Source organism: Ruegeria sp. BC3 (assembly GCF_056539265.1).
The window spans coordinates 457410-471604 of record NZ_JBQFUP010000001.1 but is presented as its reverse complement, the minus strand read 5'-3'; the positions used below and the strand labels follow the sequence as shown (position 1 = coordinate 471604).

Below are 14195 nucleotides of genomic sequence, written 5' to 3'. Positions count from 1 at the left end.
TATGGTAAATAAATGGCATTGCGCGATTGGGGCTTTCCTCATATCGCCAATGCCTTAGGATCCTTTCCTGAACGTGTCTTACGGAGGTTTGGATGCACCTGAACGGTAAAACTGTCGTCGTAACCGGTGCCGCGAACGGCATTGGTAAAGGTCTGGCCATCCGCTTTGCGCGCGAAGGTGCAACGGTTGTCTGCGCCGACATCGACACGGCTGCCGCCCAGTCCGTCGCAAAGGAAATTGGTGGCCATGCGTTCACCTGCGACGTCGCGGATGAAAACAGTATCAAGGCGCTGATCGATCACGTCGAAGTTCAGATCGCTCCGATTGATCTGTTCTGTGCGAATGCCGGTATTCTGACGCTTGGCGGTTTGGATGTGCCGGACGAAGACTGGGACCGGATCTGGAAGATCAACGTTATGTCGCATGTCTGGACTGCGCGGCATCTGGTGCCGCGCATGATCTCACGCGGCGGCGGTTACATCATGACCACGGCCTCAGCTGCCGGATTGCTCAACCAACCTGGTGCTGCGCCTTATGGCGTCACGAAACACGCGGCAGTTGGGTTTGCCGAGTGGCTGTCGTTGACTTACGGCCACAAAGGTTTGCGCGTTTCAGTGTTGTGTCCGCAGGCTGTCCGGTCAGAAATGATCCGCGGCCATGAGGATTCGGTTGCATCCATAGACGGAATGCTGGAGCCGGAAGATGTGGCTCAGGCCTGTGTCGATGGTATCGAGGCCGAGCAGTTCCTAATTCTGCCGCACGGTCAGGTGCTGGATTACATCCGGCACAAGGCTGGCGACTATGATCGCTGGCTGGGCGGAATGCGGAAGCTAAATCAAGCGTTTATCGAGGATTCCTAAGGCTTGGGCTGTGTTTTGCGCATCAAACCTTCCTGCGTGACCGAAGCGACCAAAGTGCCATCCTGCGCGTAGATCGATCCTCGGTTGAAGTTGCGCCCTCGCCCGCTCCACGGAGAATCCATTGAATACAGGTGCCAGTTTTCAAAGTGAATTGGCGCGTGGAACCACATCGCATGGTCCAGACTGGCCGCGTTGACTTCTCCCGTGAACCAACTGAGCCCGTGCGGTCGCATGCCCGAGCCCATCAGATACATATCCGACGCGTAAGTCAGCAGAAGTTGTTGTGTGGCAGCATCCGCTCCGGCGGCTCCGGGCATGCGGAACCAGACCTGATTTCGGTCATCTGACTTTTCCGGATTGAACGGATCAAGATGACTGGCCTCACGCACCTCGATCGGGCGCTCTCGGGTCAGTTCCATGCGCAGTTTCTCTGGCAGCAACGGAGCGTATTTTTCACGTAATTCAGTACGAGACGGATAGCTTTCCGGTGCCTCCATCTGCGGCATCTGGTGATGATGATCCCAGCCTTCATCCTGAATATGAAAGGACGCGGACAGGTTCAGGATTTGTTTTCCATGCTGAATGGCTACGACGCGTCTGGTCGTGAAAGAACCTCCATCTCGCGCTCTATCAACTTGATAAATAACGGGAATAGATGGATCTCCTGGACGGATGAAATACGCGTGCAAAGAATGGCACATGCGATCGTCGACCGTTCGATACGCCGCTGCCAAAGCTTGGGAAACCACTTGCCCGCCAAAGATCCGGGTTGGCGTTTCACCCCCCGACCCTGTGCCCCGGAACAAATCCACTTCGAGTCTTTCAAGGTCCAAAAGGTCAAGAAGGACACGTTCGGCTTCGGTCATGTGCGAGTCTCCGGTTGGCTATGGGCAAGGCGTATCAGGGCGGCGTTTGTCATTCAATCAACGCGCCCAACACAAGTGCCTTTAGTTCGGCCCGCGATGGATAAGAACTGGACGGAGACAGTTGCGTGAAAAACACGACGGAAAAATCGTTAGAGCGGTCGATCCAGAAAAAGGTCGACGCCATACCGCCCCAGCTAAAGTCCCCCAAGGACCCGGCTGTTCGCGTTCTGCCGGGGTTCACAACGACCGCACCGGCCAGACCAAAACCCATACCTTCCATCGGTTGCTCGGCAAAACTAAGCGGTCCCATCGAGGCAATGTCGCCCGGTAAGTGGTTGTGCAACATGAAGTCTACCGTCTTAGGGCTCAGCATTTTGCTGCCGTTGCCCTGTCCCCGATTTCGTATCATCTCGGCAAACTTGGCGTAGTCATCGATTGTGCTGATCAAGCCGCCACCGCCCGAGAATGTGGTCGTATGTTCGAACGGCGACGTACCGGCCTGATCGGTCAGGCGCAGCGTATCGTCTCCGGTCTCAGCAGAGTTCAAAGCCATCGCATCCCCGGCTAGCGGAGTGTAGAGCGACGCAAACCGATCCCCTGCCCCTTTGGGCACGGCAAAGCCGGTCTGCGTCATGCCGAGCGGCTCAAATATTTCCTCCGCAAAGAACTGGTCCAGAGACCGACCCGAGACCACCTCGACGACACGGCCCAGAACATCGGTAGAAACCGAATACTCCCACCGACTGCCGGGCTGAAATGCCAGCGGCAGGCTCGCAAGCGCGTTGACACGATCCTTTAGCGGACCCTGATTGGGGCCAAAGATCAGATCCTGCGCGTCCATCGCCCTTGGCAGAACACCGGGGTTGAACGGATAGCTGAAACCGCTGGTATGCGTCAGCAATTGATGCAGCGTCGGAGGCGGCGCATCCTCGGTGTGATCCAAGCGCTCTGCTCCTGGAAGGAGGGCCTTCATGGACCCGAATTCTGGCAGAAAGTCAGAGAGTTGTGCGTCAAGGTGAAACAACCCACGCTCGGCAAGAATCATAACGGCGACCGAGGTGACCGGCTTGGTCATCGAATAGATGCGCACCAGCGTATCGCGATCAAACGGCAGCCTCTGTTCCACGCTTCGGAAACCGCAGGCATGGAAAAACGCCTCGTTCCCGCGATGCGTCACCAGCAATGAGCTGCCGGGATACTTCCGTTCGTCCACATAGCGCTGCATCCAGTCCCGTATACGATTCAAACGGTCAGGATCAAAACTCGACTGGCTGCTCATAGTTGACGGAACCTCCTGGGCACAATTGTCCAATCATGGCCGGTGAAGCACTGAATTAACAGGGTAATTCGCATTTGGGTTATCAGTTGCTGCGTCCCGCTTCGCGCAACTGTTACACTGAACGCGTTACAGATTCGCCTGGTGGTTCTGAGTACAATTCGTTGATCGTCTTATCGGAGGCAGACCATGACGCAGCCCATAGAGTTCCTTTTCGATTTCTGCAGCCCCAATGCCTATTTGGCGCATAAGGTTTTGCCCGAAGTGACGAACAAGCATGATCAGGCCCTGAATTACGTGCCGGTGTTACTGCCAACGATTTTCAAGGCCACCAATAACCAAAACCCGTTTGAGGCGTTCTCGGAAAACCGCCAAAAGACTGCCTATCTGACCCATGACTTGCATCGCTATGCCAGACGACGTGGGCTGAGCTTTCACATGAGTCCGCACTTCCCGGTGAATACAAAGTTTGCCATGCGCGGTGCACTCTTTGCGTCCGGTAAAGCTTGGGAATCCAAGTATATAGACGCAATATTTGATGCGATCTGGGTGCATGGTCAAAAGGTGGATGAACTGAATGTGCTGATGGACATCCTACAAGAGAACGAATTGCCCGCCCGCAAGATACGAGAGGCAATGACCGATGCCGCGATCAAGCAGCGGCTCAAGGACCAATCCAAAGCGGCCGTAAAACGTGGTGTTTTTGGGGTGCCCACAATGTTTGCGGGCACCGAGATGTTCTTTGGCAAAAACAGCCTGACGAACCTCGAACTGGAGTTGTCGCAGGCGTCAGCCTGAAGGACCTAGGATTTCAACGCGGCAAGCCCGTGTTGTGCGAATATCGGAACGTATGCTCCGAACACCTGTGCGCGTTTAGGGTCAGAGGCATTGCCATCCAGCGCGCGTTTGTAGACTCCTTGCAAGATTCCGGCCATTCGGAAGAAGTTGAAGGCCAGATAGAACCCAAAGTTGTCAATCCTCGGCAATCCGCGCCTGTGGCAATAGCGTTCGATAAACTCTTGATCTGATGGCAATCCTAGCGCTTGGCGGTCGACGCCGGCCAGACCGCGCCCCTCTTTTCCGGGGGGCAGTTGCCACTGCATGATCACCGCGGCCAGATCCGCATAGGGGTGGCCGATCGTTGACAGTTCCCAGTCCAGAACACCGATGCAGCGTGTCCCGTCCCGTTCAAACATCAGATTGTCGATGCGATAGTCGCCGTGCACCAGAGTGCGTTGGCCATCGTCCTCGGGGATGGACGCCTCAAGCAACCCGATCAGTTCGTCCATTTCGGGGACGGTTGCGGTCTCGGACGCGCGGTATTGTTTGGTCCAGCGCGCGATTTGACGTTCGAAGTAGTTTCCCGGCGGACCGTAGTCCGACAGGCCAACAGCATCGATGTCGACATCATGCAGGTCGGCCAGCACGCGGTTCATCTCGTCCAGCACACCGGTGCGAGTGGCCTTGTCGACATCGTCCATCGTGGGCTCCAGAAACACGCGCCCTTCCAGTCGCTCCATCACGTAGAAAGCCGAGCCGATGACGTCGTCATTCTCGCAAAGCAACATCATGCGCGGTACTGGAACGGCACTGTCGGCCAACGCGGTTTGCACGCGAAATTCTCGATCAACGGCATGCGCGGATTTCAACAGCACGCCCGGCGGCTTGCGGCGCAGCACGAAGGTTTTGGCCGGAGTGCGCAGTTCGAACGTTGGGTTGGATTGGCCGATTGCGAACTTCGTGGCTTCGAGCGGACCCTGATAACCGTCCAGATGCGTGCTGAGATAGGCATCCAGCGCGTTGAGGTCGAGTTGTGATTTCGTATCTGTTTCAGACATCTAATCACCAGACCCTAAAGTGCTTCGGCAAAGATGTTACCAGCTGTCACGACATTGATGCCACCGGAAACAGGGATCACGGCCCCGGTCACATAACTTCCGCCGCGTCCGCACAGAAACAGCATGCAACCGGCGATGTCTTCGTCCCGTCCGACACGGCCCAGAGGCACCGATTTGCCAACCTTGTCGCGGGTTCCTTCATCGCCTGTCGCAAAGGCAGTCATGCGCGAGACGAACGGTCCGGGCGCAAGGGCGTTGACGGTGACATGGTACGGCGCAAGCTCCTTTGCCAGAATCTTTGTCAGATGCAGTACTGCGGCTTTGGAGGCGGAATAGCTATAGGCTCCGTCGCCCATAGGTACCTCGCCCATAACCGAGCCGATATTGACGACACGCGCCGGGTCATCTGGCGTTCCCGATTTCATCAGCATCGGCAACAAGCGCTGCGTGAGTTCAAACAGGCCCGCAACGTTGATCGACATGACCTTTTCCCAGGCGTGATAGGGGAACTGACCCATTGGTGATCCCCAAGTGATACCTGCATTATTCATCAGGATATCAATGGTGTCGGTCCGGCTCTTCACCTCGTCGACCATGGCTTGAACACCCTCTTCCGTGCCAACATCGCCGCTGAACCCCTCGGCACGGTCCGGCGCATCCAGCGCGTTTAGCTCGGCGGCAACTGCCTCACACGCGTCTCCCTTGCGCGATGCGATCAGGACGCGGGCCCCTGCCCTGACAAGCGCTTCGGCCGCCATCCGGCCAATCCCTGTGGCGCCGCCGGTCACAAGCGCGGTTTTGCCCTGCAGCGAGAATAAGGTTTCAGGGGTCATGGTCTGCTCCTCGGTTTTTTGCGTGTCGGCGTGCGCGGTGGTCATGAGCGAGACTTCCATCCCGCTGAATTCTTGACAACATCCGCTGCTGCGCCAAAGTTCCTCCTAAACTGAATAACAAGGACAACAGGATCATTATGCAAGCTTTACTCAGCGTCGCTCCGGGCGGGCCGGACACATTAGAACTGACGACACTGCCCGATCCCGAACCTAAAAAAGGCGAGTTGCTGGTCGGCGTCAAAGCAGCCGGGGTCAATTTCCCCGACACGCTGATGATCCGCGACATGTATCAGATCAAACCGCCCCGTCCCTTCGCCCCGGGCGGAGAGATCGCGGGCGAGGTTCTGGCAGTTGGCGAGGGCGTAACGGGGTTTGAGCTTGGCGACCGGGTTCTTGCGCTGACCGGACATGGTGGCTTTGCCACTCGACTGACGGTCAAGGCGGCCTCTGCCATCAAATTTCCTGAAACGATGCCGTTTGAAGACGCGGCCTGCTTTATCTTCACCTATGGCACCTCGTATCACGCGCTGAAAGACCGCGCCGCGTTGCAACCCGGCGAAACGCTGTTGGTTCTGGGCGCTGCGGGTGGTGTCGGAAGCGCCGCGATCGAGCTTGGCAAGGCGATGGGAGCGCGCGTGATCGCCGCTGTGTCGTCCGAGGAAAAGGCCGAGTTTTGCCGTCAGATCGGTGCGAACGAAACCATCGTTTATTCCCGAGACATGGACCGAGACGCGCAAAAGGCATTCTCGTCCGAAATCAAGACATTGGCGGGCGCGAATGGTGTTGATGTCGTGTATGACGCTGTCGGGGGTGACTATGCCGAACCAGCGTTGCGCAGCATGGCGTGGAATGGACGGTTTCTGGTTGTTGGCTTTCCCGCTGGCATTCCGAAAATTCCGCTCAATCTGCCGTTGCTGAAAGGGTGTCAGGTCGTGGGCGTTTTCTGGGGCGCTTCGGTTTTTCGCGATCCCAAGGGTCACAGCGAAAACATCAGCGAATTGTTTGACCTCTACGCAAAAGCTCAGGTCAAACCGCAGATCAGTGCGCGTTTTTCCTTGGATCGGGCCAGCGAAGCCCTGACCCTTTTGAACGACAGAACCGTACTCGGGAAGGTTGTGGTCACTATGCCGGAAAACTGAACTGAGGTGGGTCGCTTCCACACAGGTGCCGGTCGTATGATCCGGGGCCGGTGGACATTCATACCTATTCACGTTTATGAACCGGTAACGAGGACAGTGAATTGATGAATAAAGTTCTGATTTTGAACGGTCCGAACCTGAACTTGCTGGGCACACGGCAACCTGAGGTTTACGGACATACAACGTTGAAAATGGTTGAAGAAACCTGTGTCAGCCACGGCGTCTCTATTGGGTTGGAGGTGTCGCATCTCCAATCGAACCATGAGGGCGTTCTGATTGACGCCATCCATGCTGCCAAGGGCAAACAGGACGGTATCGTGCTGAACGCAGGGGCTTATACCCACACGTCTATCGCGTTGATGGATGCGATCAGCTCGGTTGAGCTGCCTGTGGTCGAGGTTCACTTGTCCAACATCCACGCGCGCGAACCGTTCCGCCATAAGTCCTACATCGCTCCGGTCGCGCTCGGCCAGATTTGCGGGTTTGGGTTGCAGAGCTATGTTGTGGCGCTGGATGCGCTGTCTGCGCATTTGCAGGACAAGGGGGCTGTATGAAGCTAAGCGAGTATCTGAATTTCCTCAGCTACGTTAAGACGCTGGAAGAGCTTTGGGATGCCCATTGCCGTCAGATGGCGAAGTTCGGATTTGATCGCTTGCTCTATGGCTATACGCGCTACAGAACGGAAACCTCTTTGGGCGACCCCGAAGACTTTACGATTCTGACGAACCACGGAAAGGCTTATCTGGACGGTTTTCTGCGTGACGGCTTGTACTTCAACGCCCCTATGCTGAAATGGGCGCTGAACAACGAGGGCGCGGCCAGTTGGAAAATGATCCAGGATATGAGCGCCGACGGCTCAATGAGCGCCGAGGAGCGTCGGGTCTACGAATTCAACCGCTCAAAAGGCGTGGTTGCGGGCTATACGGTCAGCTTCACTTCGGTCTCTATGCGATCAAAGGGGGCCATTTCCCTTTCAGCAGGTGGTGGGCGCAGCCAGCAAGAGGTTGACGCCGTGTGGGCCGAACATGGTGAAGACATCCTGCTGATGAATAATGTGGCGCATCTGAAGATCCTCACCCTGCCCTATAACGCTCCCAACCGGGCGCTGACCAAACGCCAGCGCGAGGCGCTGGAATGGGTCGGCGATGGAAAGACCACGCAGGACATCGCGCTGCTCATGGGGCTGACTGCGGCAACCGTTGAAAAGCACCTCAGGCTCGCGCGCGAGGCGCTTTGTGTTGAAACGACGGCACAGGCGGTCCTAAAGGCTTCGCTGCAGAATCAGATGTTCATCATGGAAGCGTGATGTGTTCTTTTTGACGCTAATTTGCGTCAATTTACGTAGGGTAAGGAAAACATGACTTCCCGAATCTGGGGCCCAGTTGCAAAGTGATATTGTTCCGTGAGTGGTGGCTTTAGCCTGGGAACATTTTGGTCGGATCTTTGCAATTTCAGGGCTCTCCGATCACTCTGGCATAAGGGCGTTTATTTTTCCGCGTTTCTGTGTTGGAATCTTTGAGGGGCCTCGACCATCCCCATCTGCGGGGCCCCTCAATCTCTTCAAGTGAGTGATGGATATGTGCTCAAATAAGCACGAAAAAACCGACTACGTTTCCGTAGTCGGTTTTCCAATTTGCGCTGGTTGAGGCCCCTTGCAGGGCCTCTGTCAGGCTTAGCCTTGGGCAGCTTTAGCAACTTCGGCTGCGAAGTCTTCTTTTTCGACCACGATGCCTTCGCCAACTTCCAGACGGACAAAGCCGGTGATGGTTGCGCCTGCTTCTTTGGCGGCTGCTTCAACGGTCAGGTCAGGGTTCACAACGAACGACTGGTTCAGCAGAGTCGATTCCGCGACGAATTTCTTCATGCGGCCTTCGATCATCTTTTCGATCACCTGCTCCGGCTTGCCGGATTCGCGGGCGATGTCCATCTGAACCTGCTTTTCCTTCTCGACAACAGCCGGGTCCATGTCCGCTTCGGACAGAGCTGCCGGGTTCACAGCTGCAATGTGCATTGCAACCTGTTTGCCGATTGCTTCGTCACCGCCGGTCAGAGCCACCAGAACACCGATTTTGCCCATGCCGTTGGTGGCCGCGTTGTGGACGTAGGACACAACGGTGTCGCCCGACAGTTTGGCCATACGGCGCACCGACATGTTCTCGCCGATGGTGGCGATCTTGTCAGTCAGGGTGTCCGCAACGTTCTTGCCGCCAAGGTCAGCCGCCAGCAGAGCTTCGACATTGTCGACGCCTTCAGCTGCGTAAGCGATCTTGCCAACCATTTCCTGGAACTCGGCGTTCTTGGCGACGAAGTCGGTTTCCGAGTTCACCTCAACAGCAACACCGTTGCCGCCGTCGACGTGTACTGCAACCAGACCTTCGGCTGCGGTACGGCCGGATTTTTTGGCCGCTTTCGCCAGACCTTTGGTACGCAGCCAGTCAACGGCTTCGTCCATGTTGCCGCCGGTTTCGGTCAGCGCTTTTTTCGCGTCCATCATGCCTGCGCCGGTCGAGTCGCGCAGTTCTTTAACCATTGCTGCTGTGATTGCCATCTTTAGGCTCTCCTCAATTCAAACGGAATTGGGGCAGGTCATACCCTGCCCCATATGTCATTTACGTGACGGGCAGCTTACGCTTCGGCAGATGCTTCTGCTTCTGCCGGGGCTTCTTCTGCAACGGCTTCTTCAACCGGAGCTTCTTCGAAGGCACCCAGGTCAACACCTGCTGCACCCATCTGAGCGGTCATACCGTCCAGAGCGGCACGAGCGGCCAGGTCGCAGTACAGCGAGATTGCGCGGGCTGCGTCATCGTTGCCAGGGATGATGTAATCAACACCGTCGGGCGAGCAGTTGGTGTCGACAACAGCCACAACCGGGATACCCAGCTTGTTGGCTTCCGCGATGGCCAGTGCTTCTTTTTTGACGTCGATGACGAACAGCAGGTCAGGAACGCCGCCCATCTCACGGATACCGCCCAGCGAAGCTTGCAGCTTGGCCTGGTCACGTTCCATGCCCAGACGCTCTTTCTTGGTCAGGCCTTCGGCGCCCGATTCCATGGCTTCGTCGATCTGGTTCAGACGGTTGATCGACTGGGAAACGGTTTTCCAGTTGGTCAGCGTGCCGCCCAGCCAGCGGTGGTTCATGTAGTACTGAGCCGACTTTTCAGCCGCTTCAGCGATCGGGCCAGCGGCCTGACGCTTGGTACCAACGAACAGAACGCGGCCACCTTTTGCGACGGTGTCACGAACGGCCTGCAGAGCCTGGTCCAGCATCGGAACGGTCTGGGTCAGGTCCATGATGTGGATGCCATTGCGCGAGCCGTAGATGAACGGGCCCATGCGGGGATTCCAACGCTGTGTCTGGTGACCAAAGTGAACGCCAGCTTCCAGCAGCTGACGCATGGTGAACTCGGGAAGAGCCATGCTATTTTCCTTTTCCGGTTTACGCCTTGGCGGGGGTGAAAGAAGCGGATGCTCCAACCGGCGGGCCGGATAAGGATGTCTCCCCTACGCAGCCCAAACCCCGCCTGCGGGTTTGAATGGCGCGCGTATACGGCAGGTTTGAATGCAGTGCAAGGGCCAATCGCCCTTATTTTTCAAGGCGCGCCAGAGAATGTGCGTGGCGCACGGCCTCTTCGCAATGCGCGGCCAGTGCTTTGCGGTTTTCGAAGTCTCTTACTTTGGCCGGGGCGTGATAGATCAGCTCAACTGATCCTTGCCGACGCGCGCCCAAGGTCTTGAGCAGATGTGGCCCGAACTCCATATCTCCCCACCAGCCATAGAACCTGTCGGGCTGGCCTTTGGGCGCATGAAAGATCACCGAGACCGGCTGCACATACATGAAATCCCGCAGCTCATCCGCGAAGAACGCGGCGAAGAGCGTTGTTTTAAATGGCAAAACCCGCAAGCCGTCGGTCGATGTACCCTCCGGGAAAAACAGCAGTTTGTGCCCCGCTTTCAAGCGTTCCTCGAACACCTGTGTCTGTTCTCGGGCCTTCTTCCGGTCGCGCTCAATGAACACGGTGCCGGTCGCACGGGCCAGCCAGCCGATGCCGGGCCATTTGGCAACTTCGGCCTTTGATACGAAATAGACCCGTTTGCGCGCATTGAGCGCGAAGATGTCCAGCCAGGATGTGTGGTTGGCAACCACGGCGCCCCTCTCGGTCATCAACTCACCAGAGTAACGAATACCAATACCCAAAAGCCGAAGTGCATTGCGGCAGACAAACTGCACGATGAACGGCGTAACTGGACGGCGAAGACCAAACAGCGGGTATTCGACAAGGCGGACGGCCAGCAGGACAATCAGCCCGCCAAAAACCAGCAATGCAAGCGGTACGCCGCGAAGGATCACCAGAAGCCAACCCAGCACACCCAGTTCGATTGGGTCGGGTGCGTCCTCACTATCCCAAAGTGGTTCGGACACCGGATCAAGCTCCACCATAGATGCGGCGCTGGCGTTCGTTCATGCGCGCAGTGTCCAGGATCAGACAGACATCGGTGGTGTTGAAGGCATGGTCGATAAACGCCCCCTCGCCCACAAAGCCGCCCAGGCGCAGATAGGCTTTGATCAATGCAGGGACCTGCACCATCGCCGCGCGTCGATCCAGCGCGTCGACTGCGACCAGATCCATGGATTGAAACACATCCGGTTGCGCCCGAACCCTCAGGTCCTCAGGGGCGAGGTGGTTGTGGTGCAGCATAGACAGCGGTTGCGCCAGTTTCTGTACGTCGATGCCATGAAAACTGGCGACCCCGAACAGAACCTCGATCTGGCGCTCGTTGACATAGGCGGCCAACCCGTTCCACAGGTGGTACATCGCTGTGCCACCGCGATAGTCAGGATGCAGGCAAGAGCGGCCAAGCTCCAACAGCTTACGGCCGCTCTGTTTCAGGACGGTCAGGTCGTATTCGTCTTCGGAATAGAACTGTCCCAATTCTGCGGCACGTTCACCTGGTAACAGCCTGTAAACGCCAATAACTTCGCCTGTCGCATCGTCATAGGCCAGCATGTGGTCAAAATAGGGATCGAACCGGTCCTGCTCCAACCCGGCCTCATGATCCACCATCTCACCGCCGCCGCCCAGCTCGCGGACAAACACGTCGTAGCGCAGCCTTTGGGCGGCGCGCAATTCGGCCTCGGACTCTGCGAGTTTGACGGTGAAAGTGGGGCCTGCATCCGGCATCGGCGTTTCCGTTCTTGTTTGCGCGCTGATACCGCAGATTTCGGGAGAATGGCAACCGGCGGCGCTGTTGCAGGCGTTAACCAATCTTAAACCAGTTTCACGGATCAAAGACGGGCGTCAGGGCGATGCGATTTCCGTCAATCACCACTTTTCCCTGTTCCTGGAAATTCACGGTGATCTTGCCAGCGATGTTGGACTGTACCTGTCCAATGCCCCAGTCGGGGAAATCGGGGTGGCGGACGTACATGCCCGGTGCAAGAATAGCATTAAGGTCTGTCATGTTCGAGCTCCGGTCCGGCGGCAGATACAACAGGAGAGGTACGCATGGGCGACACCAACGTCAATCTGGCCGAGCTTATCGGATCGCGAATTTGCCACGATCTGATCAGCCCGATTGGAGCGATCACCAACGGGCTGGAACTGCTTGAAATGGTCGGATCCGTGCAAGGCCCCGAGATGGAGTTAATCTCGGGCAGTGTCGGCAGTGCCGGGGCCAGAATCCGGTTCTTTCGCGTCGCGTTCGGCTCGGCCAGTGACCAGCCGCTGGGCCGCGCCGAGGTTACCGAACTGTTGAAGGATGTTGAAAGCGTCGGTCGAGTGCGCGTCAACTGGCACGTGACCGAAGCCGTGCCGCGCAATCAGGTAAAGCTCGCCTTTTTGGCCCTGATGTGCTGTGAAAGCGCGATGCCGATGGGTGGAGACGTAACCGTCGAAAACAACGGTGGCGCATGGACCGTGACCGGGGTTGCCGACAAGCTGAATGTCGACATGGACCTTTGGAAAAACCTGCCCAAAGGACAGTTTGCCAACAAGGTCACGCCGGCGCATGTTCAATTCGCGCTTTTGCCGCAAACGGCTGCGTCAATGGGGCGGCGGGTTGCGGCGGAAACCACCTCAACCCGCGTCGTGATCCGGTTTTAGGACCGAACGGTCCCGTTGCCACGCACCAAGTATTTGAAACTGGTCAACTGAGCGGCCCCGACCGGGCCGCGCGCGTGCATCTTGCCTGTGGCAATCCCGATCTCGGCGCCCATGCCAAATTCGCCCCCGTCGGCGAATTGCGTCGATGCGTTGTGCATCAGGATTGCACTGTCCAGCCGCTCAAAGAAGCGGGCGGCGGCACTGGCATCTTCGGTCATGATGCAATCGGTGTGGTTCGAACCATATTGGCGGATATGCGCAATCGCTGCGTCGATATCCGCGACCGGCTTGGCGGCGATGATGCTGTCGAGGAATTCTTTTCCCCAATCCTCGGCGGTGGCGGCAATTGTACCGTCGACGGCCAGATCGCCTTCGGCATGAACTTCAACACCGGCTGCAAGCAGCGCCGAAATGATGTCACGGCCCAGTGTTTCGGCCACGTTCTGATGGATCAACAGACATTCAGCGGCGCCGCAGATTCCAGTGCGCCGGGTCTTGGCGTTCAGCACGACCTCCAGCGTTTTCTGCGGATCGGCGGCCTTGTCGACATAGATATGCACGATACCTTCAAGGTGGGCGAAAACCGGCACACGTGCCTCGCGCTGCACCAGCCCGACAAGACCTTTGCCACCGCGAGGGACGATCACGTCCACATAGTCCGTCATGGTCAGCAATTCCTGCACCGCGGCGCGGTCGCGGGTGGGGACCAGTTGGATCGCGTCTTCGGGCAGGTTCGCGGCCTTCAACCCTTCGACTAGACAGGCGTGAATGGCGGTTGAGGAGTGGAAGCTTTCCGACCCACCCCGCAGGATCACCGCATTGCCCGACTTCAGGCACAACGCGCCTGCATCGGCAGTCACGTTCGGACGGCTTTCATAGATCACGCCGATCACGCCCAGCGGAGTGCGCACGCGCTGGATGTTGAGGCCCGAGGCCATGTCCCATTCAGACAGAACTTCGCCTACCGGGTCGGCCTGATCGGCGACTGTGCGCAGGCCGTCGACCATGCCCTGAACACGCGCTTCATCCAGCATCAGGCGGTCCATCATCGCCGGGCTCAGGCCCTTTTCGCGACCGAATTCCAGGTCTTTTTTGTTTGCCTCGATGATCTGGGCGCGGTTAGCCCATACCGCATCGGCAGCGGCGATCAGGGCCGCGTGTTTACGCTCGGCACTCGCGAAGGCCAGATCGGCCGAAGCTGCCTTGGCGCGTTTTCCAAGATCGGCCATCAGGGCGGGAATATTGTCGAAATCCTTCATCTCATATGCCTTTCGGTCGGTCT

General features: G+C 57.4%; 16 protein-coding genes. 6 read left to right on the top strand and 10 right to left on the bottom strand.

The window, feature by feature from the left end:
• Positions 1–92: 92 nt before the first annotated feature.
• Positions 93–860 (top strand): SDR family oxidoreductase, encoded by a 768-nt coding sequence (locus ACR0MV_RS02320; RefSeq protein WP_480700854.1) that lies wholly within the window; start codon positions 93–95, stop codon positions 858–860.
• Here the strand turns inward: ACR0MV_RS02320 and ACR0MV_RS02315 are convergent.
• Positions 857–1726 carry an acyl-CoA thioesterase gene (locus ACR0MV_RS02315; RefSeq protein WP_480700853.1) on the bottom strand — a complete coding sequence of 290 codons (870 nt, stop codon included), beginning with the start codon at positions 1724–1726 and terminating at the stop codon, positions 857–859. The two genes, ACR0MV_RS02320 and ACR0MV_RS02315, sit on opposite strands and share 4 nt — an antisense overlap.
• A gap of 49 nt (positions 1727–1775) precedes the next feature.
• Entirely contained in the window at positions 1776–3005 is a 1230-nt protein-coding gene (locus ACR0MV_RS02310; RefSeq protein WP_480700852.1) for a serine hydrolase domain-containing protein, read from the bottom strand.
• 186 nt (positions 3006–3191) lie between these two features.
• On the opposite strand from ACR0MV_RS02310, the gene ACR0MV_RS02305 reads away from it, so the two are divergent.
• On the top strand, positions 3192–3800 hold the full coding sequence (locus ACR0MV_RS02305; RefSeq protein ID WP_480700851.1) for a DsbA family protein: 609 nt from the start codon (positions 3192–3194) through the stop codon (positions 3798–3800).
• A 5-nt stretch (positions 3801–3805) separates the two neighbouring features.
• On the opposite strand, the gene ACR0MV_RS02300 is transcribed toward ACR0MV_RS02305, so the two are convergent.
• Together ACR0MV_RS02300 and ACR0MV_RS02295 are read right to left on the bottom strand one after the other, a co-directional pair.
• Complete coding sequence (locus ACR0MV_RS02300) at positions 3806–4840, bottom strand: phosphotransferase (protein WP_480700850.1); 1035 nt, start codon at positions 4838–4840, stop codon at positions 3806–3808.
• A 14-nt stretch (positions 4841–4854) separates the two neighbouring features.
• Positions 4855–5673, bottom strand: coding sequence for an SDR family oxidoreductase (locus ACR0MV_RS02295; protein ID WP_480701234.1), 819 nt, complete (start codon positions 5671–5673; stop codon positions 4855–4857).
• A 137-nt stretch (positions 5674–5810) separates the two neighbouring features.
• On the opposite strand from ACR0MV_RS02295, the gene ACR0MV_RS02290 reads away from it, so the two are divergent.
• The 3 genes from ACR0MV_RS02290 to ACR0MV_RS02280 all read left to right on the top strand — a co-directional run bounded on the left by ACR0MV_RS02290 (position 5811) and on the right by ACR0MV_RS02280 (position 8118).
• Complete coding sequence (locus ACR0MV_RS02290) at positions 5811–6812, top strand: NADPH:quinone oxidoreductase family protein (protein WP_480700849.1); 1002 nt, start codon at positions 5811–5813, stop codon at positions 6810–6812.
• 104 nt (positions 6813–6916) lie between these two features.
• Positions 6917–7366 carry a type II 3-dehydroquinate dehydratase gene (gene aroQ, locus ACR0MV_RS02285; RefSeq protein WP_480700848.1) on the top strand — a complete coding sequence of 150 codons (450 nt, stop codon included), beginning with the start codon at positions 6917–6919 and terminating at the stop codon, positions 7364–7366.
• Positions 7363–8118, top strand: a complete 756-nt coding sequence (locus ACR0MV_RS02280) for a helix-turn-helix transcriptional regulator (RefSeq protein ID WP_170424882.1) — start codon at positions 7363–7365, stop codon at positions 8116–8118. The genes aroQ and ACR0MV_RS02280 overlap by 4 nt, the downstream gene beginning before the upstream one ends.
• Before the next feature lie 366 nt (positions 8119–8484).
• On the opposite strand, the gene tsf is transcribed toward ACR0MV_RS02280, so the two are convergent.
• The 5 genes from tsf to ACR0MV_RS02255 form a co-directional block, all read right to left on the bottom strand.
• Positions 8485–9360 carry a translation elongation factor Ts gene (gene tsf, locus ACR0MV_RS02275; RefSeq protein ID WP_480700847.1) on the bottom strand — a complete coding sequence of 292 codons (876 nt, stop codon included), beginning with the start codon at positions 9358–9360 and terminating at the stop codon, positions 8485–8487.
• A 77-nt stretch (positions 9361–9437) separates the two neighbouring features.
• Entirely contained in the window at positions 9438–10229 is a 792-nt protein-coding gene (rpsB, locus tag ACR0MV_RS02270; RefSeq protein WP_170424888.1) for a 30S ribosomal protein S2, read from the bottom strand.
• Between the two features lie 166 nt (positions 10230–10395).
• Positions 10396–11250, bottom strand: coding sequence for a lyso-ornithine lipid O-acyltransferase (olsA, locus tag ACR0MV_RS02265; protein WP_480700846.1), 855 nt, complete (start codon positions 11248–11250; stop codon positions 10396–10398).
• A complete protein-coding gene (gene olsB, locus ACR0MV_RS02260; protein WP_170424896.1) occupies positions 11237–11992 on the bottom strand; it encodes an L-ornithine N(alpha)-acyltransferase in 756 nt (251 codons plus the stop codon). Before olsB ends, olsA begins: the two co-directional genes overlap by 14 nt.
• 97 nt (positions 11993–12089) lie before the next feature.
• Positions 12090–12272 carry a DUF3553 domain-containing protein gene (locus ACR0MV_RS02255; RefSeq protein ID WP_170424898.1) on the bottom strand — a complete coding sequence of 61 codons (183 nt, stop codon included), beginning with the start codon at positions 12270–12272 and terminating at the stop codon, positions 12090–12092.
• Between the two features lie 44 nt (positions 12273–12316).
• Here ACR0MV_RS02255 and ACR0MV_RS02250 point away from each other — a divergent pair, with 44 nt between their 5' ends.
• Complete coding sequence (locus tag ACR0MV_RS02250; protein ID WP_170424901.1) at positions 12317–12913, top strand: histidine phosphotransferase family protein; 597 nt, start codon at positions 12317–12319, stop codon at positions 12911–12913.
• Here the strand turns inward: ACR0MV_RS02250 and ACR0MV_RS02245 are convergent.
• Positions 12910–14172, bottom strand: a complete 1263-nt coding sequence (locus ACR0MV_RS02245) for a glutamate-5-semialdehyde dehydrogenase (protein WP_480700845.1) — start codon at positions 14170–14172, stop codon at positions 12910–12912. The two genes, ACR0MV_RS02250 and ACR0MV_RS02245, sit on opposite strands and share 4 nt — an antisense overlap.
• Positions 14173–14195: the final 23 nt, after the last annotated feature.